Source organism: Turicibacter sp. GALT-G1, assembly GCF_025594995.1.
Taxonomy (GTDB): Bacteria; Bacillota_I; Bacilli_A; order MOL361; family Turicibacteraceae; genus Turicibacter; species Turicibacter bilis.
The window spans coordinates 1-24,789 of record NZ_JAMQUS010000056.1; the positions used below are offsets into that span (position 1 = coordinate 1).

Annotated in this window: 29 protein-coding genes and 1 riboswitch; of the genes, 8 read left to right on the forward strand and 21 right to left on the reverse strand. The window is 33.0% G+C overall.

The genetic code is table 11. The features are described 5' to 3' along the window. The first annotated feature begins 80 nt into the window (after positions 1-80). Positions 81-737, forward strand: a complete 657-nt coding sequence (locus tag NEH74_RS10000) for an NAD(P)H-dependent oxidoreductase (RefSeq protein ID WP_055244209.1) — start codon at positions 81-83, stop codon at positions 735-737. A gap of 26 nt (positions 738-763) precedes the next feature. Here NEH74_RS10000 and NEH74_RS10005 read toward each other — a convergent pair whose 3' ends face one another. Both NEH74_RS10005 and NEH74_RS10010 read right to left on the reverse strand, forming a co-directional pair. Further along, the gene (locus NEH74_RS10005; RefSeq protein ID WP_055275585.1) at positions 764-1,228 is read right to left on the reverse strand and encodes a hypothetical protein; all 465 of its coding nucleotides are present in this window, start codon (positions 1,226-1,228) and stop codon (positions 764-766) included. Between the two features lie 98 nt (positions 1,229-1,326). Then, positions 1,327-1,710, reverse strand: a complete 384-nt coding sequence (locus tag NEH74_RS10010; RefSeq protein ID WP_055305380.1) for a DUF3887 domain-containing protein — start codon at positions 1,708-1,710, stop codon at positions 1,327-1,329. Between the two features lie 245 nt (positions 1,711-1,955). On the opposite strand from NEH74_RS10010, the gene NEH74_RS10015 reads away from it, so the two are divergent. Continuing rightward, positions 1,956-2,888: a nucleoside hydrolase gene (locus NEH74_RS10015; RefSeq protein WP_055305379.1), complete on the forward strand. Its 933-nt coding sequence runs from the start codon at positions 1,956-1,958 to the stop codon at positions 2,886-2,888. Between the two features lie 292 nt (positions 2,889-3,180). Here the strand turns inward: NEH74_RS10015 and NEH74_RS10020 are convergent, their stop codons facing one another. Next, a complete protein-coding gene (locus NEH74_RS10020; RefSeq protein WP_156344108.1) occupies positions 3,181-3,348 on the reverse strand; it encodes a hypothetical protein in 168 nt (55 codons plus the stop codon). 161 nt (positions 3,349-3,509) lie between these two features. On the opposite strand from NEH74_RS10020, the gene NEH74_RS10025 reads away from it, so the two are divergent. Then, on the forward strand, positions 3,510-4,067 hold the full coding sequence (locus tag NEH74_RS10025) for a thermonuclease family protein (protein WP_055244216.1): 558 nt from the start codon (positions 3,510-3,512) through the stop codon (positions 4,065-4,067). 35 nt (positions 4,068-4,102) lie between these two features. On the opposite strand, the gene NEH74_RS10030 is transcribed toward NEH74_RS10025, so the two are convergent. Continuing rightward, positions 4,103-5,035 (reverse strand): patatin-like phospholipase family protein, encoded by a 933-nt coding sequence (locus tag NEH74_RS10030; protein WP_238581282.1) that lies wholly within the window; start codon positions 5,033-5,035, stop codon positions 4,103-4,105. A gap of 111 nt (positions 5,036-5,146) precedes the next feature. Next, on the reverse strand, positions 5,147-5,809 hold the full coding sequence (locus NEH74_RS10035; RefSeq protein WP_055305377.1) for a TIGR01906 family membrane protein: 663 nt from the start codon (positions 5,807-5,809) through the stop codon (positions 5,147-5,149). A 573-nt stretch (positions 5,810-6,382) separates the two neighbouring features. On the opposite strand from NEH74_RS10035, the gene NEH74_RS10040 reads away from it, so the two are divergent. Beyond that, positions 6,383-6,988, forward strand: a complete 606-nt coding sequence (locus NEH74_RS10040; protein WP_055305376.1) for a class I SAM-dependent DNA methyltransferase — start codon at positions 6,383-6,385, stop codon at positions 6,986-6,988. A 44-nt stretch (positions 6,989-7,032) separates the two neighbouring features. On the opposite strand, the gene NEH74_RS10045 is transcribed toward NEH74_RS10040, so the two are convergent. The 6 genes from NEH74_RS10045 to NEH74_RS10070 form a co-directional block, all read right to left on the reverse strand. Then, positions 7,033-7,812, reverse strand: a complete 780-nt coding sequence (locus NEH74_RS10045; protein WP_055244226.1) for an alpha/beta hydrolase — start codon at positions 7,810-7,812, stop codon at positions 7,033-7,035. 257 nt (positions 7,813-8,069) lie between these two features. After that, the gene (locus NEH74_RS10050) at positions 8,070-9,038 is read right to left on the reverse strand and encodes a D-alanyl-D-alanine carboxypeptidase family protein (protein ID WP_055275574.1); all 969 of its coding nucleotides are present in this window, start codon (positions 9,036-9,038) and stop codon (positions 8,070-8,072) included. A 103-nt stretch (positions 9,039-9,141) separates the two neighbouring features. Continuing rightward, positions 9,142-9,588 carry a MarR family winged helix-turn-helix transcriptional regulator gene (locus NEH74_RS10055; protein WP_055244234.1) on the reverse strand — a complete coding sequence of 149 codons (447 nt, stop codon included), beginning with the start codon at positions 9,586-9,588 and terminating at the stop codon, positions 9,142-9,144. A gap of 191 nt (positions 9,589-9,779) precedes the next feature. Beyond that, complete coding sequence (acpP, locus tag NEH74_RS10060) at positions 9,780-10,004, reverse strand: acyl carrier protein (RefSeq protein ID WP_055244236.1); 225 nt, start codon at positions 10,002-10,004, stop codon at positions 9,780-9,782. Positions 10,005-10,072: 68 nt separating this feature from the next. After that, positions 10,073-10,792 (reverse strand): peptidylprolyl isomerase, encoded by a 720-nt coding sequence (locus NEH74_RS10065; RefSeq protein ID WP_055275570.1) that lies wholly within the window; start codon positions 10,790-10,792, stop codon positions 10,073-10,075. A 442-nt stretch (positions 10,793-11,234) separates the two neighbouring features. Further along, positions 11,235-11,582 carry a hypothetical protein gene (locus NEH74_RS10070; protein ID WP_262941339.1) on the reverse strand — a complete coding sequence of 116 codons (348 nt, stop codon included), beginning with the start codon at positions 11,580-11,582 and terminating at the stop codon, positions 11,235-11,237. Positions 11,583-11,686: 104 nt separating this feature from the next. On the opposite strand from NEH74_RS10070, the gene NEH74_RS10075 reads away from it, so the two are divergent. Beyond that, entirely contained in the window at positions 11,687-11,848 is a 162-nt protein-coding gene (locus NEH74_RS10075; RefSeq protein ID WP_156344107.1) for a hypothetical protein, read from the forward strand. An 80-nt stretch (positions 11,849-11,928) separates the two neighbouring features. On the opposite strand, the gene NEH74_RS10080 is transcribed toward NEH74_RS10075, so the two are convergent. Further along, positions 11,929-14,118: a Tex family protein gene (locus NEH74_RS10080; RefSeq protein ID WP_055305374.1), complete on the reverse strand. Its 2,190-nt coding sequence runs from the start codon at positions 14,116-14,118 to the stop codon at positions 11,929-11,931. Between the two features lie 451 nt (positions 14,119-14,569). On the opposite strand from NEH74_RS10080, the gene NEH74_RS10085 reads away from it, so the two are divergent. Continuing rightward, positions 14,570-15,079: an NUDIX hydrolase gene (locus tag NEH74_RS10085; RefSeq protein ID WP_055305373.1), complete on the forward strand. Its 510-nt coding sequence runs from the start codon at positions 14,570-14,572 to the stop codon at positions 15,077-15,079. 124 nt (positions 15,080-15,203) lie between these two features. Here the strand turns inward: NEH74_RS10085 and NEH74_RS10090 are convergent, their stop codons facing one another. The 3 genes from NEH74_RS10090 to mgtE form a co-directional block, all read right to left on the reverse strand. After that, entirely contained in the window at positions 15,204-16,604 is a 1,401-nt protein-coding gene (locus tag NEH74_RS10090) for an ATP-binding protein (RefSeq protein WP_238581281.1), read from the reverse strand. Continuing rightward, positions 16,588-17,262: a response regulator transcription factor gene (locus NEH74_RS10095; RefSeq protein WP_055305371.1), complete on the reverse strand. Its 675-nt coding sequence runs from the start codon at positions 17,260-17,262 to the stop codon at positions 16,588-16,590. Before NEH74_RS10095 ends, NEH74_RS10090 begins: the two co-directional genes overlap by 17 nt. A gap of 83 nt (positions 17,263-17,345) precedes the next feature. After that, positions 17,346-18,680, reverse strand: a complete 1,335-nt coding sequence (mgtE, locus tag NEH74_RS10100) for a magnesium transporter (protein WP_055305370.1) — start codon at positions 18,678-18,680, stop codon at positions 17,346-17,348. A 275-nt stretch (positions 18,681-18,955) separates the two neighbouring features. Between mgtE and NEH74_RS10105 the strand changes: the two genes are divergently transcribed. Further along, a complete protein-coding gene (locus NEH74_RS10105) occupies positions 18,956-19,597 on the forward strand; it encodes an HAD family hydrolase (RefSeq protein ID WP_055305369.1) in 642 nt (213 codons plus the stop codon). Between the two features lie 322 nt (positions 19,598-19,919). Here NEH74_RS10105 and NEH74_RS10110 read toward each other — a convergent pair whose 3' ends face one another. Then, on the reverse strand, positions 19,920-20,720 hold the full coding sequence (locus NEH74_RS10110; protein ID WP_055305368.1) for a Cof-type HAD-IIB family hydrolase: 801 nt from the start codon (positions 20,718-20,720) through the stop codon (positions 19,920-19,922). A 195-nt stretch (positions 20,721-20,915) separates the two neighbouring features. On the opposite strand from NEH74_RS10110, the gene NEH74_RS10115 reads away from it, so the two are divergent. Continuing rightward, positions 20,916-21,062 (forward strand): hypothetical protein, encoded by a 147-nt coding sequence (locus tag NEH74_RS10115; protein WP_172676264.1) that lies wholly within the window; start codon positions 20,916-20,918, stop codon positions 21,060-21,062. A gap of 69 nt (positions 21,063-21,131) precedes the next feature. On the opposite strand, the gene NEH74_RS10120 is transcribed toward NEH74_RS10115, so the two are convergent. The 5 genes from NEH74_RS10120 to pyrR form a co-directional block, all read right to left on the reverse strand. Continuing rightward, complete coding sequence (locus tag NEH74_RS10120) at positions 21,132-21,482, reverse strand: SdpI family protein (protein ID WP_055243376.1); 351 nt, start codon at positions 21,480-21,482, stop codon at positions 21,132-21,134. 112 nt (positions 21,483-21,594) lie between these two features. Beyond that, positions 21,595-22,182: an energy-coupled thiamine transporter ThiT gene (gene thiT, locus NEH74_RS10125; protein WP_055243375.1), complete on the reverse strand. Its 588-nt coding sequence runs from the start codon at positions 22,180-22,182 to the stop codon at positions 21,595-21,597. 69 nt (positions 22,183-22,251) lie between these two features. Beyond that, a riboswitch (TPP riboswitch) is annotated at positions 22,252-22,351 on the reverse strand. Between the two features lie 43 nt (positions 22,352-22,394). Next, complete coding sequence (mutY, locus tag NEH74_RS10130) at positions 22,395-23,483, reverse strand: A/G-specific adenine glycosylase (RefSeq protein ID WP_262941340.1); 1,089 nt, start codon at positions 23,481-23,483, stop codon at positions 22,395-22,397. A 235-nt stretch (positions 23,484-23,718) separates the two neighbouring features. Continuing rightward, positions 23,719-24,093 carry a PH domain-containing protein gene (locus NEH74_RS10135; RefSeq protein WP_055243373.1) on the reverse strand — a complete coding sequence of 125 codons (375 nt, stop codon included), beginning with the start codon at positions 24,091-24,093 and terminating at the stop codon, positions 23,719-23,721. A 127-nt stretch (positions 24,094-24,220) separates the two neighbouring features. Beyond that, the gene (gene pyrR / locus NEH74_RS10140) at positions 24,221-24,751 is read right to left on the reverse strand and encodes a bifunctional pyr operon transcriptional regulator/uracil phosphoribosyltransferase PyrR (RefSeq protein WP_055243372.1); all 531 of its coding nucleotides are present in this window, start codon (positions 24,749-24,751) and stop codon (positions 24,221-24,223) included. Between the last annotated feature and the right edge of the window lie 38 nt (positions 24,752-24,789).

The window sequence follows — 24,789 nt, forward strand, 5'->3', positions numbered from 1 at the left end:
CCATTTCTGGTGAAGACTCTTAATCATTTAAATGATTAAATATCTTTCGTTATAAACTGTAACTATATAGGAGGTTATTTATGACTCATGAACAAATCTTAGAAATCTTAAATTTCCGTCATGCCTGCAAAGAATTTGACTCGTCGAAAAAGATTTCAGACTCAGATTTTGAAATTATCTTAAAAGGTGGTCAATTATCACCAAGTTCAATGGGAATTGAACCATGGAAGTTTCTTGTCATTCAAAATGAATCGTTGCGAGAAGAGTTAGCTACTGTTTCATGGGGTGGAAAAAAACAAATCCCTTCATGTTCGCATTTAGTAATTTTATTAAGTCGTATGCCTAAAGAATTAAAACATGATTCTTCATACATCCATCATTTATTAACAGAAGTTAAACAAATGCCTCAGGAAGCTGTTGAAAACTTCAAAGGGGTTGTTAAAATGATTGAAGATACACGATTTCAAAATAATGAGAAAGCCCTCTTAAATTATTCATGTTTACAAACATATATAGCCGCAGCCAATATGATGACAGTATCAGCTATGCAACAAATTGATTCTTGTGCAATGGGGGGTTACGATCAAAAAGCCGTTGAAGAGATATTAATTAAGCATAACTTATTAAATAAAGACGAGTTTTATCTAACATTAATGATAGCCTTCGGTTATCGCATCAACGAGCCTACACCCAAAACACGTCAATCGCTAAATGATTTAGTAGTTTGGGTAAAATAAAAGGACTGATTATTCAGTCCTTTTATTTATAAGTAAATTGACATTAAGATAACAATCCCCAGATTTAAAAATGGAATCATATGATCCACAATATAATCAACCATAAAATATCCTTTTTTCTCACTACCCGCTAAAATTTGTTCTAAGCAGTAATTCCCAACTAAATAGGCCATCGATAATCCAAAGGCTACTAAAGTTAACAATGGTTTATGATAAACAAATGCCCCAACAACAGGATGAAAAACAAAAAGAACGCCTGTTAAGATTCTTAAATTATTAATTAAGACACTTGCATCAACCATCTTACCAGCTTCATCGTACATTTGAGTTACTTCTTGAACCATATCAACATTAATTTCATTCACAGCTTGCTTAACATGTCCTACATATTTTGAATAGGAAACAAATCGCTTACGCTTAATAATCGATTGAACATTTTGAACCATAAAAAAAATAAAACTAAATAAAATAATTGATTTTAAAATAAACATACGCTTCCCTTTTCCCTCTATCAGTCAAATTTCGATAATATACATCTATCATAAAAAATTAATTTCAGATAATCAAGTCTCAAGCTAATTTTTATTCATTATTTCATATAGAGTCCGACTAATTCCATCTGTGGATTATAACTTAACGTAAGTTGTAATGTCCCCTTTTCATATTTGGCTAATACAACAACTACAGCATACTCCTCTTTTCCAGAGATAATATAATTAGAAATAGCATCAAAAGTTCCTAACTTTTCATATAATGGTATCCATGCCTGTTTAATAACATCCGCACTTAAATCATTTTGTAAATCTAAACTTACCGAATCTGTGATTGCTTGATACTCGCCTGCATTTAACTGTTCTAGAACCTTCTGTGCTGATGATTTCAAAGTGGCTTCATCGTAATCGTCACTTAATACTGAATTAGAACACCCAACTACCCCTAGCACCAAAACAAATAAACAAAGGATTTTTTTCACCTTAATCCCCTCCCCCCTTCAATCTTATGATTAAAATGAAGATATAATTAAATAAATTTTATAATCTTTACAAACAAATCCATCATATTTATAACTATTTTCCAAGCTAAAATCTTAAAACATCCTAAATATAAGCCTCCTATAAAAGCCATAAAGTTTTTATGCTGTAAAAAATTGATTACTTCTTAGCTAATTTTGTCGAATTTATGATAAACTAGCGCTAGAAGTTATTTGGAGGAGATTATATGAGAAAGTTTATTATTGATACAGATACCGCATCAGATGATGTGATTGCAATTATTACTGCACTTCGTGAACCAAGTATTGAAGTTTTAGCGTTAACAGTTGTTGCTGGAAACGTTGGCTTAGAACAATCAATTCAAAACGCTCTAACAGCCATTAAGGTGGCTGATACTTATCAACCTGCTGTTTATGGTGGGATGAGCAAACCATTATTCCGTAATTTATTCACAGCAGCTGATGTTCACGGTGAAGATGGTCTTGGAAATATGTTTTTACCGAAATCAAATATTCCAATCGAATCTGAACATGCTATGGATGCCCTAATTCGTTTAATTGAAGAACATCCATATGAAATTGAATTAATTACGCTTGGCCCATTAACAAATATTGCAATGGCTGCATTAAAGGCACCAGAAACAATGAATAAATTAAAATCAATTACGTTAATGGCAGGAACAGGACTAGGACCTGGTAATACAACTGAAACTGCTGAATTCAATGTCTATGTCGATGCAGAGGCACTTTCAATTGTATTAGGAATAGATGTTCCAAAACTATTTGTTGGTTGGGATGTTATTGAAAAAAGAGCCTTCATTACTGAAGATGATTTAGCCCATTTAGATAATAGTGATTCTCCAATTGCGAAATTCGCTGTTCGCTGTACAAAATCACTTCATGACTTCTGTAAAGGACTTGGTCTAAATGGATTTGAATTAGCAGATCCAACCGCAATGATTTGTGCGATTTGGCCAGAGGTCATGACCAACTGTATTGAAGCTCACGCAACTGTGGAAACAAAAAAAGAAGAGAACTACGGACAAATTTTCTTAGACCAAGAATCAGCGACACCCAACTCTACTACTTGTATCGACCTTGATGGTGAGCTATTAAAAACATATCTATTTAATACTTTATTAATGAAGGAAAACAAATAAAGAAAAATTTAAAAGAATAGATTTTAATCAAAAGCTCAACCATTATGAGAGACTATTGTGTTTTTACAAAACATAGTTCCTCGCTTTTTTGATAATAAATTATATCAGTCCAGATAAGTTTTTTACATCGTAAAAACTTTTAGCTGGACTATAGTCTGCCTTGCACGGCATAGCCATTCCATATTTCGGTTGCTGTATTAAATGTAGAAAACATTTCTGTTTATATATAGATTTTTACTTTCATAAAAAGCGATAGCCTCATGACTATCGCTTTAATTTATGAACTGATAACTTACAAGGCAGAATATCTAAAAGGCCTTGTAACGAATCGAACTAACTTATAAATGATGTACGCTGGAACCCCATATTGAAGCCCAATCACTACAACAAAGAATGATAATTTAACAATAAAGATTAAAAGCATAAATAAGCTAACTAATAAGCTAATTAAAGCACTCATCATTGAGCCCTCCTATAATGAAGTTATATCCTATCTATACTATGCAGATAAATATGAACGTGTGCTATCTTTTTTTATATTACCCTCGCTTTTAAAATCACTAACTCTTTGTTAAAATGAATTGATAAACATTAGCGCATTAAAGAGAGGAAGTAGATTTTATGAAATATAGACACTTAAATAAATGGATTAAACAGCTACCAACGCCTGCTAAAGCTCTCGTTATTATCGGTTTAATTATTTTAACAATAGTATTCGGTGAACCTGCGATCGATAAAATCGAGCAACTATTTAATAATAGTAATATTCAATTAGAAACTGTGACATTAAAACGCGTTGTTGATGGTGATACAATTATCGTCACTAATCAAGCAGGCTCTGATCTTCGTGTAAGACTGATTGGTATAGATACGCCTGAGAGTGTTCATCCAGATGCAAATAAAAATACTGCTGAAGGTCAACTTGCGAGTGATTATACAAAAGAACAACTTAAAAAAAATCAAACATTATATTTAGAATATGATGAAGAACTTCATGATCAATATGGACGAACATTAGCTTATGTATGGTTAACTAATAACGTTGATTCAAATGATATTGAGGATATCTCAAATTATATGTATAATGCTAAATTAATCATTGATGGATACGCTGTTGCAAAGAAATTCCCACCAAATATAAAATATGCCGAAATCTTTAAGCAATTAGAAACTAAATAATAATAAAAGGACAGATTAAAATTGAGTCTGTCCTTTTACTTTCGATATTTTTTTAAAAACTGATCATTCCATTTCATATGATGGCGAATATAAGGACTCATACTTTTCCCTTTTAAATTAGCAATTAACATAGGTGTTAAAGAAACTAAAGCATCTCGGTACCCTGTTTGAATCTTTTCAGTGATAGAGGCTTGATTAAAATTCAATGTTCCCGATCCATTAATTAACTCAAGTGATGATGATGGATAGATTTCTATAATATTAAACTGTTGATATAAACGCTTATCAACTTGATCAGTATAGGTTAAGTGAACAACAATAATTAAATCCAAATCATGATTCATTAATGGAGAAATAGGAACATTATCAGCATTTGCAGAAGCATAAAGTGGATTATTAATTCCTCCATCAGCATATTGCTTGCCCTTGAACGAAACAGGTGGAAAAATATACGGAACTGCACATGAACCGAGCGTAATATCAATAATCTCCTCTTCAGAATAATCATTTAATCGGAAATATTCTGGATGCCCATCTGTCACATTATAAGCACAGCTATATACATCGATATTTGTTTTATGTAAGATGCCAACATCAACAAATTCCTTAATATAATCCCGAATTCCTTTTTGAGAGATAAGGCCTAATGCACCTAAATCAATACTATCAACAATTGGCTCTCCCTTATGAATTGTAATTTTTTTAATCAAATCACCAATATCACTAATTTTAAGTCCATCCCCTTGGGTTACAATTTTTGAATAAGAGAGCGACTTCCAACTTTGATCAATCAAATCGCGATTTTTCATGCATAAACAAAGAGCATTTAATGTTCCAATAGACACGCCTGATACGACATCAATATTATCAATTAAGTCTAAATCCCATAATGCACGAATTACCCCCGCTTGATAAGCTCCTTTAGCCCCTCCACCTGCTAGCACTAATCCAACCTTTAATCTAAACAACTGCCGCCCTCGAAATATCATTACTAACACCTCACATTTATTGTTATTATAGTGTATGTAGGTGTTTGCCATCTAATATATAAATTTGATGAATTGATAAAAAAAGTCTAACTAGTTGTTAGACTTTTTCATTTTATAATAAGTATATTTAATTAATCCACAGACTACAAATAAAAAGACAATAATAATGATACTTAACAGCATAAACAATTGTTCTGGTAATGCTAGGATAACAGGATCTGTTCGATAATCAAATACCCAGTAATCATTTCTAAAAAAAATCTTATGGAACATTGTAAATGTATTAGAGAAATTAAACGTAATTAAACAAATTAATACTCCAAAAACAATGAAGACTAGATTAGCTCCTTGATTGAAAATTGATAAAATACATTTATCTTTATGCTGATGCTTCATAACAATAAAGATTCCCAGGGCAACAATAAATAATAATACAATGATATATAAAGCTAGAAAAATATTTTTAACATCTGCGAAATGAATCATTCCCGCTTCACTCATTACGAAATCTGGTAATTCTAAATAACCTCCGCTTGGCCTTTGTAAGTAAGAAATAATACTTTTATAGTTTAACATTAACTTTTCTGCTGATAGACCTGTGATTAGCGATAATTGATACTTATCAATCACATATTGATAAATTGGAGTACAATTTAATACGATCAAAACAATTGTTGATACGAGCGCTAGAAAGAACCAAATGGCACCTACCCCTTCTACAACTATTTGTTTGATTGTCTTCCTCTTTAACATTTTTCAACGTCTCCCTTTTTTTAACAATAAAATTCCGATACATCACACAAGTGGAAAGATGATTGCTACTCCTCACCTAACCTTTAATCCAACTTGTTCTGATGTTAAGTTTACCATCTTTTTACTAATATCGTCTATACAGAAACAGATGAATAGCGTACATTGGCTACACCAGGTTTAAGCTTATTAAACAACTTTAATAAAGATTTCTACTTCTTATACAACATATTATTAATCACTTACTTTAATAATGCTTAATTTTTGTGATAGTTTTATTCAATAGATGATCGTGAGTATAGACACCCTATCGCTAATAAATCATTGGTTTATTCCTGAATCGTTCATCTAAATTAAGTAAACATTTATCAAAAATTAACTAACTGATATCCTAATATAGAGCAATCACTCATACAACTTCTCATTTGTATCTTTTATGTTTTACAGATAGTGTAAATATATGTCAATTAATGTAGAGTGGTATTCTATTAGAAAACATGTCAAATAGCTTGAAATATGATAAAATAATACTATTATCGCTAAATGCTTAAATTGTTTCAAAAGGGAGTGGTGAATTTGGATTTCAACCAACTAGCATCAACTTTGGATACCGATATCCGCATCAAGCGTGCTCAAGCAGTGAGTATTGAAATTGAAAGTTATATCGGTCATGGACCGCTTGAAGTGATGGAATTCGGATGTGGAACAGGTCTAATCTCCTTAAATCTAAAAAAGAAAATTTCAGAAGGGTTAATGGTGGATAGCTCTAGCAAAATGATTAAAGAGCTTGAACAAAAACTAGTCGACCAAAATATAACTAATATACAAACTTATACAGGGGATATCTTAGAATCAGACTTTGATCGAAAATTTGATATCATCTATAGTTCCATGGTGATGCATCATATCAAAGATTTTCAATCGGTCATTAAGAAATTAGTTAGCTATTTAAAAACAAATGGAAAGCTGATTATTGTCGATTTACTTCCTGATAACGGGGAATTTCATCGTGAGCATGAAAACTTTGAGGGACACCATGGATTTACGATTAATGAAATGGTTAGTGCCTTAACAGAAGCAGGACTAAAAGAAGTTAGTGGACGTAAATTCTATTCAAGTTATAAACCAGTTGAAAATAAAAAGCATCCCTATAGTTTATTCAGCGTTGTAGGCATTAACTAATCACATACAAAAGGCGTCGTTTTTAAAAACGACGCCTTTTGTATTTAGTTATCAACTTTAAACTGTGTTACAAACTTAAGAATGGCTTGTTCTAATGTTTGACTTTCATCTCCTCTATAATAGAAATGTCCTGATTTACAAAGTTCAATCAATTCATAATTATCGCCCGTTAATTTCTTTTTCAAAATTTTCGTTGTTCTATTTCTAACAAATTCATCACATTGACAGTGAATGAATAATAACGGCTTTTTAATCATAGGTAATTGTTTTTTCGTCTCATATATTAAGTGGAATAAATCTAAATATCTTGGAATCCATTTAAGATAATCCCCCCACGTTCCTTTTGAAATACTCCAAGCCCGATAACTGGCTAATACATATTCATCATCTTGACTATAATGTCCTGTTAATACCTTAAGTGAACAAACAAATCCTTTTAAGCTAACCTTAACCGATAACGGAGTTGCCAAACAGACAACCCCAACGACAGCCTCATGCTTTTCACATACTAATAATGATAATAACGTCCCCATTGAATGTCCCACAAGAATAATCTGTGGATATTTCTTTGAAATCTCTTCAATCTGGCAGTTAACGTACTTTATCCACTGCTTACGATGACTTTTAGCAAACTCTCGTGCACTGCCACCATGTCCAGGGAGTAAAATTCCGAAAGATGACATTCCTTGATCTAAAATCTTTTCAGCTAATCCATGAAATTGATACGGTCCTTCTAAAATCCCATGAATAAAAATCACTGCTGTTGTTGCTCCTTCTAATTCACATGAAAATGGTTGATGAGCTACCTTCTTTTTTAAATTCATAATATCATTCCCTCTTTAATCTACCCTTAGTCTTACAATTTTTCTCAATAATTATTCTTAATTTTGTTACATTATGAACAACATTACCACTTTAAAAAGAGCATAAGTGATATAACAAGGGGATTATATCACTTATGCTCTTTAAATCATTTGTAATTTCTTTGATACAATCTTCTGCTTGTGGATAAAGTCCTGACTTTTGAACTACTCACGACTAAGGTTACGGGTATATAGGGGCTATTTAATCAATTGATTCTCTAATTCAAAAAATAATCATAACCTTCTAACGCATCCAGCACGTGATATTGTGGTGTATACGGACTCCCATTAGCATGTGTTGTCACTAATGCATATTCGTTCTTGCCATCCGTAGCATAGCTAGCTAAACATAGCCCAGCTTCTTCCGTATAACCTGTTTTTCCACCTAAGACTTCTCCTCCATCAAAAACTGGATCCCCCATACGATCAAACATACGACTCGTAAAAGTTAATCGGCTCGAACTTGTAGTTGTATAGGATTTAGCAGAAAAAATTTCTCTAAACTCATCATTCTTTAAAGCGACTTTCTCTAAAATAGCTAAGTCCAATGGTGTTGAGTAATGATTATCGTCATGAAGGCCTACGACATTTGTGAAATGAGTATCTTCCATTCCCAATTCTTGAGCTTTCTCGTTCATCAGCGCGACGAATCCTTCCTCTGAACCAGCGACTACTTTTGCAATCATAAGTGCCGCGTCTGCTCCAGAAGGTAGCATCGTTCCATATAATAAATCGTCATACGAGACGCTTTCTCCATTTACGAATCCTGCAATCGCGGCTCCCTCTTCTGCAAGCGTATTATAATCGATATCAATAGTAATCGGTCCATCTAGTCTATGTTCGATACCCACTAATACGGTCATCATCTTCGTCAATGAAGCTGGGTAAGTTCTTTGGTAAGCATTTTTCTCATAGATAACCTCATTGGTCGTTAAATTAACAAGTAGCGCATAATCACTGACAAGATTTAAGTCAACATCTGAAGCGGTTAACACGTGATTAGTCTTAAATCCATACCCATGATGAAGCATAAATAATAGATCCTCATGATTGAGACCATAAAATAAATTATAATGATTATATAAATTAACGTCCTCTGCTATTGGGGCGGCACTTACTTTCAATAAGAAGCCCCCCACTAATAAACTGGCAATGACTAGCGTTTTTGATATAACTGATTTAAACATAAAAAAAAATCAACTCCTCTTATATGACTATTAAACCATATAATTGAAATTGATTCCTTATGAATTTTTTGTAATTATCTTACTTAATTCGCCAATAAAAGCGTTATTGATGCTTTTCTTGTAATTTTTTAAAGAAACGATAAATACTCTCTAAGGCTTGAACTAAATCTTCACGGAATTCTAAATCTTTTAACGCCGCGTTGACTAATTCCTCATGGAATTCTTCATGAATTTCAAAAACCTTTTGCCCTTTTTCAGTTAAATCTAGTAAAACAACACGACGATCATTGACATCACGCTTACGTGTGACATAACCTTTTTCAACTAAACGGTTAACTGAAGTTGTCAAAGTTCCCATCGTAATCATTAAACGTTTAGAAACTGTCCCCATTGTGGCTGGTTCACACTTACGAATCGCTTCAATAACATGAATCTCTGTCATTGTCACATCGACCGCATCGTGCTCAGTTAAGTTACGTTCTTCTAAAATTAAAATTTGGTTAAAAACATCTGTTAATAGATCATTAACTACTTTTCTTGAACGTTCCACCCTTGCACCTCCTAATTTAAAGTCAAGCGAAATCGCTCATATTTTTTTATATTTCCAAGTAAAACACAACCGCTTACATTATATCATCTATAAATTTAGATTGAGCGAAATTAAATGAATTATGACCGTTTTTTTATTTTGTTTAAAAAACTAGGAGAATGGGTTTAATCACTCTCCTAGTTAAGCTCAAATTATTGATGGCTTTCGATATATTCAACGATATTTTTTACGCTTTTCATTGATTTTGCATCTTCTTCAGCGATTTCTAAATCGTATTCTTCTTCTAATGCCATGATTAATTCTACAGCGTCTAATGAGTCAGCTCCTAAATCTTCTAACGTTGATTCAATTGATACTGCTGCCTCATCCACACTTAATTCATCTACAATAATTTCTTTAACGCGATCAAATACCATTTTAACTTCCTCCTTCATCTAACTATAGTATTATTATAAATAGTTTGAAAAACAAAGTAAATACTTTTTTAAGCTTTTTCTACTGTATATTTAGATTTTAATCCTTGAGTGAAGTTAGAGTACATTTCGTTTTGTTTTTTAGATGTTAAGTATTGTTGAATTTGACCTTTTACATCAGTGAATGGAACAACATCTTTTTTATCTAATAATTTGATTAAGTGGTAACCGAATTGTGTTTTAACCACTCCTGAGATTTCTCCGATATTTAAAGCGAATGCTGCTTGCTCGAATTCAGGAACCATTTGTCCACGACCGAAATCTCCTAAATCTCCACCACGTGATCCAGATGGACATTTAGAGTTTGCGCTTGCTAATTCATGGAAGTCTGCTCCACCTTCGATTGCTGCTAATAATTCATTAGCTTGCTCCTCTTCTTCAACTAAGATATGAGCCGCACGAATCATTTCTTCTTTGAATTGTTCTTTATTTTCGTTGTAGTATGCTTCACATTCTTCATCTGTTACATTGATTGTTTTAAACATTTGTCCAATGCTGTGTTGGAAAACAAATTCACGATATAATTTTTGGAATTCTTCTGTTTGTGTTAATCCTGACTCAATTGCATCTTCAACAACTAATTGGCGTGCAATTAATTCGTCTAATAAATCTTGTTTTTGTTCTTCTGATGTAATATTAATATTTTGTTGAGTACGTAATGCCTCAACTGTTTCATTTAACATTTCTTCAGTGATAGCATAATCTTTAACTTTGGCTAATACTTTTGACATGATCGTAACATCCTTTCGGGTTCTTTTTATAGACCTATTGTATTATTTATTTCAACTTTAGTAAATATATATACCAAATTATTCATCGGTATTTCAATATTATCCACAATTCCCTATATATAAATAGGTATAACACCTTTTTAACATCCAAACATTTCATAGCATTAGTGTAATACACTAATCCTGTCATGTTCGAACTTAATATTACAATTGGTGAATAAAAAAGAACGCTGGATTCTTTGGTCAAAATTATGAGAGATATAATAAAGATAAAAAACTTTCATCTATTGTACTTATACTCGATAATAACTATTATCTGTTTTTAGTTCTTTATAAATAAGGCACTCGTTTTATTTTGATGTTTTAGCATGGTATCCAGATGTTGAATCGTAAGATCTTGTAAATTGATAGTTTTTACAATCGGCTTTTCAGGTTCGCTCACTCAAATCTTCCAAAGCTCCACTGTTGTTCCAGGCTTCATATTTTCATAAAGATAACAAAGTAAGGCCTCATAGTGACACTTACATGACCCTAAATGAACATCATTCAGATAAGATTTTTTCGTATGAGTGCGAACTACTTTATCATTAATAAAATCACTAGAATGGATCATGAGCTCATCAAACTCTTCCTCTGTTTCATAGATTAAAACTTCTGAATCTAAGGGTAAATCATATTCATTCGTCATCAGCCCTCTATCAACTGCTTCTTTAACCGTCATTCGATGCTTATCTGTATTATCTACACCTGGCATTTCATAATCTGAAGCAATGAAGTTAAAATAACTCATCAAACTCTCCTCTCATGATTAAAAATCACCTTACCGTTACATCGATATTGTAACATTTTTTACCATATATAGTATACTACGCCTAAAGAAAGGAGCAGAATAACATGGAAATAGTAGGAGAAACAAACTTTATGATGAGTTTCTTTTCTTCCATCTTATTTAGATTACCTAATCTATTAAACTTGATTAGTTACTTCTTAGTTATTTATGCACTCATTCTATTGATTAAATGTTTAAAAATTTATATCAAAAATAATTCGAATTAATCTAAAGCCAAGGTGCAGTAAATAAACAAAGAGGGATTACGTCTAGTTAGACATAGTCCCTCTTTGTTTATCTAAAAATATTATTGTGCTTCTGGAGCAATCATAGTCAGAGCTAATCGTTTACGTTGTAAATCGACTGAGTCTACCCACACTTTAACGATATCTCCAACTGAAACAACATCCATTGGATGTTTAACGAATTGCTTGCGCATTTTTGATAAGTGAACGAGTCCATCTTCTTTTACTCCACAGTCAACAAAGACTCCAAAGTCTACGACGTTACGCACTGTTCCTTGTAATTCCATTCCTGGTTTTAAATCTTCTAATTTTAAAACATCAGAGCGTAAAAGTGGTGCTTCAATATCATCACGAGGATCACGGTTTGGTGCGACGAATGCATCTAAAATATCATTTAATGTATGCTCCCCTACTCCTAATGTTTGAACTAAATCCTGACGATCTGCTTTCTCAACCGCAGACTTTAATGCAGGAGTTCCTAAATCATCTTTCGTAAATCCTAACGTTTCAAGCACTTGTTCTGCTACTTTATAACTTTCAGGGTGAATTCCTGTTTTATCAAGTGGATTCACTCCATCAATGATACGTAAGAATCCAATCGCTTGCTCATACGTTTTCGCCCCTAAACGAGCTACTTTCTTTAATTCTTCACGCTTTGTAAACTTCCCAACCTCATCACGGTGTTTAACAATATTATTCGCGATAGTTGCTGAAAGTCCCGCTACATATTTTAATAACGCAGGTGATGCCGTATTAACATTAACCCCTACCTGGTTAACCGTTGTTTCAACGACGAAGTTTAACGAATCATTTAATTTTGATTGCGTCACATCATGCTGATACTGTCCAACCCCAATTGATTTTGGATCAATCTTAACAAGTTCGGCTAATGGATCTTGTAAACGACGTGCGATCGATACCGCTGAACGTTCTTCGACCTGTAAATCAGGAAACTCTTTTCGTGCCAATTCTGAAGCAGAATAAACCGATGCCCCCGCTTCATTTGTAATAATATAATAAATTGGATGTTTAATTTCTTTCAAAACATCAACGATAAAGCTTTCTGTCTCGCGTGAAGCTGTTCCATTTCCGATAGAAACAATCTCAACTTGATACTTATTAATTTTATCAATGACCTTCGCACGAGCTGCCGCCACTAACTTTGGATCAGCCGTTGAACCTTTAGATTTTTCATGTGGATAAATCACATCAATATCTAAAACTTTTCCTGTTTCATCAACAACAGCTAATTTACATCCGGTACGGAATGCAGGGTCCACTCCTAAAACCACTTTTCCTTTCATTGGTGGTTGTAATAATAATTGGCGCACGTTTTCTGAGAAGATATGAATCGCTTGGTTTTCAGCCACTTCTTTTAAATTGGCACGAATTTCACGTTCAATCGATGGTTTAATTAAACGCTTATAAGCATCTTCAATCGCTAATTTCACTTGTTTTGTTGATTCTGTCACTTCGCGAACAGGAATCACTTCTTTTACTAAGTAACGATGTACCCCTTCTGCATCATCTAAAATAGAGATACGTAAAATTTTCTCTGATTCTCCACGGTTCATCGCTAAAATACGGTGAGGAACAATACGTGAGATGGGTTCACTGTAATCATAATATTGTTCATAAACTTTACGCTCATCTAATGATTCATCGCGTACTTTCGATTGAATCTCACCTTTTTTCGTCATATACTCACGAATCCATTTACGATAATCAGCGTTATCGGCAATAATTTCAGCAATAATATCACGTGCCCCTTGTAAAGCCTCATCAACGCTTTTAATTTCTTCATTGATATATTTTTCAGCCTCAGCTTCAACACCGCTTGCTGGATATGTTAATAAATAGTGTGCTAATGGCTCTAACCCTTTTGCTTTCGCCATCGTTGCACGCGTTTTTTTCTTCTCTTTAAACGGACGGTATAGATCCTCAATTTCTGTTAACTTCTCTGCTTTTAAAATTTGTTTCTTTAATTCAGGTGTTAACATCCCTTTTTCATCAATTAAACGAATGACATCATCTTTACGTTGTTGTAAGTTTACCCCGTACTCATACGTTTTAGAAATTTCACGGATTTGTTCTTCATCAAGGGCCCCTGTTACCTCTTTACGATAACGAGCAATGAATGGAACCGTCGATCCCTCTTCTAATAATTTAAGTACTGCATTAATTTGGTTCGTTGTAATATTTAATTGTTTCGCAATTTGCTTATATAAATCATTCATAAATTGTTGTTCCATAGAAGAAAAGCCCCTCCTTTTTATATACGCATCAGTTGATAATTATTTAAAACTTTAAGCGTAATGCTATAAATATAAACTTTCATTTGTTTTCCTAAACAAGGACGTAAAATATTGTATCATAAAAATGAGACCTTCTTCACATTTTAAGAAAAATATTCCAAACATAGTAACGAAGAAAGACAAATCTACTATACGATAAAAACAATAATTAATAAATGACATACTACAAATAGTAAAGTTAACTTTAGATTTTTGATTGACCTGTTAAAAAGGAGTGCATTTCTATCAAGATTAATAAATAATGAAGAGCACCATATTGAAAAAATAGAAATAAATGACGAAATAAACACAATAGCAATTCTATTTGTAAACTTAATCGTATTAAAATATGTACACTATAAAATTGAAAAAGAAATGTAATATTTGAAATAAAGTGAGGGATTAAACGATGATTGAATACTGGGACATTTATGATGAAAACAGAAATAAAACAGGGCGAATTTACCGTCGAGGTGATGAGATGCAATCAGGTGATTATCATCTCGTTATCCATGTCTGCATTTTTAACAGTAAAAATGAACTCTTAATTCAAAGACGTCATCCTGATAAAATTGGTTGGCCGGGAATATGGGATATTTCTGCAGCAGGTTCAGCACTACAAGATGAGGATAGTCGCATGGCAGCCATCCGCGAAGTCAAAGAAGAACTAGGAATTGAGATTAATCTTGATGGCTTACGTCCTCATTTTACGATCAACTTTGACCAAGGATTTGATGATTATTGGTTCATTGAACAAGAGATTGATCTTAAAGATATCACACTCCAACCGGAAGAAGTAGTCGATGCTAAATGGGTTAAAGAAGATGAACTGATAAAGCTACTTAAAGATGGTCAATTCATCCCTTACTGGTTCGGAGCAAATATTTTCAAAATTAGAAAATTAAAAGGAGCATGCTAAAATTCAAGAGAAATTAATGATTAAAAAACCCTGATAAAATGAACTGACTTATCGCTCTTTTATCAGGGTTTTCTTTATGTATAATTTTTAAAATTTTAGTATCTTCGGAATAAATAATCTTTTACTATCTAAATAGTGTGATAATAAATGTACTCCCTTCATTTAATTGACTTCTCACTTCTATCGTTCCACCATGGGATTCAACGATGGACTTGGCAATCGTTAAACCAACACCAATTCCTCCTGTTTCTTTATGGCGCGACTTATCCACACGATAAAATCGTTCAAAGATATGATTTAAGTCAGCTTCTGGAATTCCAACTCCATTATCTGAAACGAAGATTTTAACTTCATGATCTGTCATGTCATTATAAACACAAACAATTCCACCTTCTGGTGTATATTTGATTGCATTCGATAATAAATTAATCATTACTTGAGAAAATTTTTTGACATCAATTTTAATCATCGTTTCGATTAGGTTCATTTCAATCCTAATCTTTTTATCATATGCCTGGGCTTGAAAGTTATAAATAATTGGTTCTAAAAATTCAGTGATTAAAATGTCTTCTTTGTTTAACTTTACTTGTTCCTGATCAAACTTAGCAAGCTTACGAAGTTCATCAACAAGTTGGCTAATTCTAGTGACTTCCTCACTAATACTTTGCAAGCGTTGTGGAGTTGGTTCCCAAATCCCAACGATAATTAAATCTAAATGACCTTTAATTGTTGTGAGTGGTGTTCTCAATTCATGAGCAATATCAGTTGTTAGCTGCTTTCTTAACCTTTCTTGTTCATTAAGTGCTATAGCTAATTTATTAATCGAAAAAATGAGTTCGTCGACTTCTTTAAGATGACTTTTATAACCAAGCTCCTTTTTATTTTGGCCTGTTGATAACTCCTTGGCCATCTTGGACACTTTAGCAATCGGATTAGAAATCGATTTAGCGATAAAGGCCGATAAGACTATAACACTTCCAATTGAAATCACACCAATAAATAAAATCATTTTATTGACCGAGTTAAAGAGTTCAATATCATTGTCCATATAATACGTTGAGGCATAGCGAGAAACGTGAGCCATCCCCACTTTCCCTTGTTGTGGATGAATAATAGGAACTTTATAATCCTCAATCGTATCCTTCCAACCTTTATCAATACTTTGCATATTCTTACTGATTTCATTTAAGGTGTAATCAGATAAGACCTTTTCATCTTGAAAGACATCCCACACATCATGACCTTGATCATCATAAACTTGAAGAACAATTCCTTTACGAATGGCATCGACCCCTAGGTCTTTAATTAATTGTAAGTCCCAATCATCAATATAAATATTATTTAAATCAAATTGAATAAGATGTTCAAACTCAACTTGATTAGATTCATCCACATATTGCTCAAACGCTTTTTGAAAGATATTCGTCACGAATAAATAAATAGCAAGCATCGTCAGTACTATGATAATGGAAAAAGTCATCATTAAATTTTGATTAATCGATAAACTTTTATTTTTGTAGTCCAAATCGATACCCCACTCCATAAACCGTTTTAATCATCTGTGGATGAGATGAATCTAGTTCAATCTTTTGACGAAGATTTTTGATATGACTATCAATCACACGGTCATATTTCTCATAATATCCTTCAATGACACAGGCTAATAATTCTTCTCTTGTATAAATCCGAGTAGGATTTGAACTTAAAGTCAGTAATAATTTATATTCGGTATTGGTTAGCGGAACTTCTTTTCCTCTAATTTTTAATTGATGAGAATCTATATTCAACTGAAACTCATGACCATACTCAATGATTCGAGTCGATGGAATACGCTTTAAGATAGCTTTCACTCGTAATAAAAGCTCCATGATATTGAATGGCTTACACACATAATCATCACACCCTAAATGAAATCCTTCAATACGGTCCTCTTCCTCAATCTTAGCTGTGAGCATAATGATTGGAATATCTGATGTTTCACGAATCATGCGACATACATCTTCTCCATTTATATCTGGAAGCATTCGATCTAAAATAATTAAATCAAATGTCATCGTTTGAAAATAATGAACAGCATCCTTTCCTGTATAAGCAACCTGTGTTTCATACCCCTCATTATCCAAACAAGCTTGAATAAACTCACAGATTTTTACCTCATCATCAACAATTAAAATACGATACATTTTGTTCAACTCCATTCTATGACTATTCTATCTATAATTTACATAGCTTATCAAATAAAAAAGGCCTCTAGGGCCATTTTTTATTAAATTCCAAGTAATAATTGAGCTAACATAAAGTAGATGAATAATGCAAAAGCATCGACGATAGTTGTAATCAATGGACTCGCCATAATAGCTGGATCGAATTTCAATTTCTTTGCGATAATCGGTAAAAGACCTCCGACCACTTTAGCAATAATGACAGTACAGAACAGACTTCCACAAACCGTTAAAGCCACCATCATATCCACTCTCTCAAATAAGATGATTCTTAAGAAGTTAACAAAAGCTAAAACAATTGCTACAATAAATCCAACTCGAAGCTCCTTAAACATGATTTTCAAGTAATCATTTGTTGTAATTTCGCCTAGAGCTAATCCTCTGATAATTAAAGTTGATGATTGAGACCCGGCATTTCCTCCTGTATCCATTAACATAGGAATAAATGACGCTAAAATAACAACTGATTGAATGACTTCCTCAAATCCTTGAATGATACGACCTGTAACCGTTGCTGAAATCATTAACACAAGTAGCCAAATAATTCGGTGCTTTGCTAGTGAGAAGATTGGCGTTTTTAAATAAGGTTCTTCATTCGGTTCCATAGCAGCCATTTTTTGAAAATCTTCTGTATTTTCTTGTTCAATAATATCAACGACATCATCAATCGTAATGATTCCAACTAAACGATTTTCCTTATCCACAACCGGCATCGAAACTAAATCATATGTTTTAAATAAGGGCGCCACCTGTTCTTGATCCTCATTTGTTTTAACTGAGATCACATTCGTCTCCATTAATTCATGAACAGAGCAAGATTCATCGTTCAAAATTAATTCTCTTAATCCGAGTGTCCCCTTTAGGTGACGCTCTTTATCAATAATAAAGCACGTTTCAATCGTCTCTTTATTCATTCCTGTTTTGCGAGTATGTTCAATCGCTTCTTTAACTGTCATTTCTTCCTTAAGATCAACAAATTCAATGGTCATCATTGAACCAGCAGAATCATCTTGATAATTTAAAAATTGATTAATGAGTTCACGCTTTTTAGGTGACGCATTACGAAGAACCTTTTTAACAATATTAGCAGGCATTTCTTCAATAAAATCAACAGTATCATCTAAAAATAACTTATCCACAATTTGCATGACTTCTCGATCATTAATGGATTCAATAATACGTTGTTGAAGCTCCTTGTTTAAATAAGAGAATACTTCTGCTGATAAATCCTTAGACAAAATACGGAATAATAAAACTAAATCACGATCATCAAGTTCAGTCATATTTGTTGCAATATCCACAGCATTCATTTCTTGTAAATATTCACTTAGTTCTAAAAGTTTATTTCTCTCAATTAATTTTTTGATTTCGACTAACATGGTTCCACCCTTTCATACTGGGCTACCATATCCACACAATCTACTAATAGTTAAAAGTAAAAGGTCAGAGGATATGGGCCCTCATCATTATCCTTAAACCTCTTCGGACTATCGTCCATATCCTCACTCCCTTTCTCGGCTAAGACAATCTACCTTATTATATGAAAAGACTATGGAGAAATTATGTGGATTTTATAATTAAACTCAAAAGATTGCTTTCTATCGTTTAGGTTGCTATAATGCAAACATACTTTGAATTAAGATGAGGGATAGAAATGAAAAAAGCTATTATTTTTGATATGGATGGATTAATGATTGATAGTGAACGAGTCACTTACGAAGAATACTGTCGTAAACTAGAACAATTAGAGTATAACTTTGATGAAAATATGTATCGTCGTTGTTTAGGCAAAAATAAACAAAGTGTCTATCAAGTATTTATCGATCACTACGGAAAAGACTTCCCAATCACTGAAGTTTGGGACGATGTTCATGTATCTTTAGATAGTCGACTACAACAAAATGTGCCACTTAAAACAGGAATCATTGAATTATTAACATTCTTAAAAGAAAATGGATATAAAACAATTGTTGCCACAAGTAGTTCTCGTGCACGTGCTGATATGATCTTACAAGTAGCTAACATTCGTCATTATTTTGATGATACAATCTGCGGAGATGAAGTCACTTGTGGAAAACCAAATCCAGAAATCTTCTTAACTGCTTGTAAAAAATTAGGCGTTACAACAGAAGAAGCCTTAGTTTTAGAAGATAGTGAGGCTGGGATCACAGCTGCTTATGCTGGAAATATCGATGTCATCTGTGTACCAGATATGAAATATCCAGAAGAAGAATTCGCCACTAAAACACTAAAAATCGTAGATTCATTATTAGACGTTATTGAACATTTAAAATAAATAATAAAAAAGCTGTTATCCTATCGGATAACAGCTTTTTTATAGTGATGGTTTAAACATACTCTCCCAATATAAATAAAGGCAACGAGTATTTGCCTAGTATTAAATTTAACACTCATCTATCATACAAAAATAGTTTGTAGAAATTATGTGGATAATGACGAATTACTGTAGAAAACTAAACTTACTAATACGGATACTCTGCTAATTCCATTCCACGTTCCCAAATCAATAAACAATCGTCTTCATTTCATCTTCATATGGATTTTTTTGAGTTTTAATATAAAGGGCCACTGAAATAAAAACGTCAGTGGCTTTCCTATTAAATTAACCCTAAATCTTTACAAGCGTGATAGACTCCATCTTCATACACTGGTTTTGCCACATAATCGGCATGTTTTTTTAATTCTTCATGGGCATTTCCCATTGCAACTCCACACCCAACTGTTTGTAACATTTCAATATCGTTTAATCCATCTCCAAAAGCAACCGCATTCTCCGGTTTTAATCCTAATTTGTCTAAAATAACTTCAATGGCTGTTGCTTTTGATCCAACATTTGGTAATAAGTCAATTCCATTTGGTTGCCAGCGAACAATACGAACCTCCTCAATCGGTTCAAAGATATGTTCATTTTCCTTTGTTACTCCCGCTACCATTTGATAAATTTTATAATCCGGTTTCTCTAAATTTGTTTCAATGATTGGATAAGGTAAATTCATATTATCAAGTGCCTCGAGTAATACTTCTTGATTTTCCCCGGATAACACATAATGATGAGTTGGCATCCATAGTAATGGCACATGATTTTCTTTTGCCACTGCTACAATTTCATCTAATAACGCTTGACTATATGGCGCTTCATACATGACACGGCCATTCATCACTGCATACTGACCATTTGTACAAATAAAACTATCAATCTCTAGTCCCTTTAATAATTCCTCAATCATGAATGGTGAACGTCCTGTTGCAATAAATGGTGTAATTCCATTCTCTTTTAATAAACGAATTGCCTCAACCGCTGAAGCTGGCACTAACTCCATATCAGACGACTGATTTTTCTTTGAATGATTATCCACAATTGTCCCATCTACATCAAAAAATGCAACCTTAATATCCATCTTCAAACCTCCTATGTCTCAATATCCATAGAATACTACAAAAACACACCGAAATCCACCAAATAAAATACAGAAACAACAGAATTCTTCCTTATTTTTAAGCTATTTTATTTAGTAAAATGAGAAAAATATCAGGCAGATGTATGAATGATCATCTGTTTACTTATACTGAATTGTAAAGGAGGAGAATATTATATGCCAGTAGAATCAGTGAATACGCCATTACAAGCACTTACCTATATTGCTAGCAATCTCGTTATCTTACTTTCCGTCGTATCAGTTTTGACATATCTCTTCTTAAAAGGATATGACTTCGTAATGAAAAACAATTCATCTAAATAAAAAAAGGCCTACGCTTAATTAACAATTAATTAAACGTAGGCCTTAAGTTTTTAAATTGTTCGTTCATAATTACTTACGATTACCTTCTTTATCAAATGACATATGAACACGCCATTCTGTCAATCCTACAACTAATAGCGCCATAACAATAATCTCAACTAAATTTATGATGATTAATTCCCAAATAGCTAATGTTCTAAAATAAGAGTTTAAAAACACACCAATAACTAATAAGATACCACCAACAATCAATAATAACTTTGCGGCAAACTTATTAGATACTCGCCATGTCTCAACTGTTTGTTTAACTGATAACACACGATAACCAAGCCTTCGATGCGGTAAATCAGATTCAAGATAAGTCACAAGGCCAAAGAACATAAACAACAACGGCGCAATAAATATACTAAACTCTTGCATTCTAACTCCCCCTTATAATTATAATTTCTCCTATATTATACCATATTTATATTATATTTAGGCAGAGCTCTAAAGTGCACAAAAAAATCCGACAAATTTGTCGGATTTTTTATTAAATCGTCTTAACAGTTTGATTCACTGAATCTTTTAATACTAACTGTGAAGAGTATCCTTGATATAAGATCGTTAACAGTAATGCACTCACAATATATGAAGCAATAATATAAGGAGCATTATAAACAATTGAATACACCCATGGATTTTGAGATCCTGCATATTCAGAGAAGAAGACTACACCAGAAATAACATGACATAAAAATCTAGCAAGTGAAGCAACACCAGTTGCTACCCAAATATAAGTCATACGTTTTGATCCTGTTGTGTGATTGACCTTTGAAGCAAAGAACCCAGCAAAACCTAACACGGCATATGGTAATGGATAATCAAATAATAATTGAACTGGGTGAATAATATAAGCACCCGTTAATAATTGCAATAATCCCATCACAAATCCACCTGTAAATCCTGCAATCCATCCATAACGGAATGCAATAATGGCGAGTGGAACTAATGAGATAGAAATTGAGCCTCCATTTGGCCAAAACCATCCCATAAAAAGATTAGCCAAGTAATCAAGAACAAAAGCTAAGGCTACTAGAATACTAATCTCTACTAATTTTTTTGTTTGTGAATTTCTCATAAAAAAATCCTCCCTATAATCAGGAGGCTTTACGGCATAATTTAAAGTATAAGAATATCCTTTTATCATCAAAAGGCTCGTCTACTTCCCTCCGCTAGTCCTAACTAGTTCAGGTTCAAAGGGTTATGCAATTTGCACTCTCAGCCGTAAGGCACCCCTAGTAATCTATTACATAATAAATTTAACATATTTTTCCTGAATAATCAAATAATTTACTTCTCATATTCCTTTAATATTTTTTGATGAGCAGCAACTAGTGGATATTCATATAGATTTTGCTCATTAATCCACAGATTTGGATCTTCAGCAATTTCATCACTATATCCTGTTTGTACATTCACACAGTAACTTTCCATTTCCCAAATACGATGAGAAAACACATGAGTAAAGGTTCCGATTGGTTCAATGCACTCGATTTCTTTACAAATTGGGGATAACTTTTCTAACAAAAATTCTCTTGGTTCTTTCTGCCCTGTATATTCAAAACTTAAAAACTCGTAGAAATTAGCAAGTAATCCCGTTTCAGGACGTTTATTCACTAAATATTCACCTTGTTGATTTTTAACGATTGCTACAACAAGTTTTGTTTTTGTTTGAGCATTTACTTTTGTTTTAACAGGTAATAAATCATCAATTCCCTGTTTAAATGCCTGACAATGTTTTTGTACAGGACAGTCTAAACATTTTGGAGATTTTGTTGTACAAATTGTTGCTCCTAATTCCATTAATCCTTGATTAAAAGCACTCGAATCTTCATGAGAAATAACGTCTGAAACAACAGCTTCAAAAATCTTTCTCGTTTTCGCTTTAGCGATATCTTCAAAAATACAACACACACGACTCATCACACGAAAGACATTTCCATCAACGGCTGGCGCTGGAATTCCAAAAGCAATACTGCTAACAGCACCTGCCGTATAAGGTCCAACCCCTTTTAACTTAAGTATTTCTTCATGAGTTGTAGGGAATCCTCCCATCTCTTCAATCATTCGTGCACTTTCTCGTAGATTGCGAGCACGCGAGTAATAACCAAGACCTTCCCATGCTTTTAATAACGTTTGATCATCAGCTTCAGCTAGTTCTTTTGTCGTTGGAAATAGCTTCATAAACCGTTCATAGTAAGGAATAACTGTCACAACTTGTGTTTGTTGTAACATAATTTCTGATACTAAAATACGATAAGGGTCACGATTGATACGCCAAGGCAAATCACGTTTAACTTTATAATACCAATTAATTAAATCATCTTGAAATGCTTTTATATTTAAATGCTCAGTATAATTCTCAACCAATATGTTCACCTACTTTTCTTCATAATCCTAGTCTAACAGATATCAGATTGAATTAAACGCAAAATACTACAAAATTCTTACGTTCAACAAAAATAAAAAGCACCCGCAGGACACATAGTACATTTCGGTGCTTTTCATTTAAAACTAACGTTTAATTGGTGAAATTATAGTTTTTAAACCCCTTCTATAATTTCATCTTAATAAGTATTATACTCGTCTATTCACTAAAATGCTAGTGGTATTATCAACCACACAATTGTTCGTTTAATACTTTTGCAAGTGGTCGAATATCAGTCCCTTTTAAAAACTGAAACTCAACCTGATTAATAGCAGATGCCCATACTTTTAGTTCCGCATCCATGTCAAAGGTTCCTGCACTTTCACAAGAAAAACCAGTTAACTTAGAATAAGGTAAAACCATGTACTCTTTCTTACGACCAGTTACACCTTGAACATCAATAATTAATAATTTCTTATTCGTTACAATTAATCGATCTCGAACTGATTTATAAGAAAGTAATACTTCCTCATTACTACCAATTAAAAACTCAAACATACCTAACCCATCATCTAATTTAGTAGACATAAGACCGACAATCTTAGGGGATAGTTCTGGCATCAATGATTCCTCCTTTATACTCGATAAATCAATAATTTATTAAATTACTCTACATCATTATATTGTATTTTAAATCTTTTTATTCAATAGACTATACATTAAAAGGTGCCTTATGGCACCTTTTTAATTATTCTTTAGATAAAACAACAGCATCTTGTTTATCTAATTCTGTTAAATAAACGTTAACAACTTCTTTTTGAGACGTTGGAATGTTCTTTCCAACATAATCCGCGCGAATTGGTAATTCACGATGACCGCGATCAATTAACGTGGCTAATTGAATGTTTTTGGGACGACCATACTCAAGTACTGCTTCTAAAGCGGCACGTACAGTACGTCCTGTATATAAAACATCATCAACCAAAATAACAGTCTTCCCGTTTAATGTCATCGGTACTGTACTCTGGTTTACAATAACTTCTTTCATTTCACGTGTAATATCATCTCGATATTTTGTAATATCTAACTCTCCTAACGGAACAGTAACACCTTCAAATACTTCAATTAAACGAACAAGACGTTCAGCTAAATATGAACCACGCGTCTTGATTCCAATAATAACAACATCATTTAAATTATCATTTTTCTCTAAAATTTCATGAGCAATCCTTTTTAATGAACGTGTAATCGTATCTTGGTCAAATAACACTTTTTCCATTTGAATTACAAGACCCCTTTCTTTTATGACATAGGTTG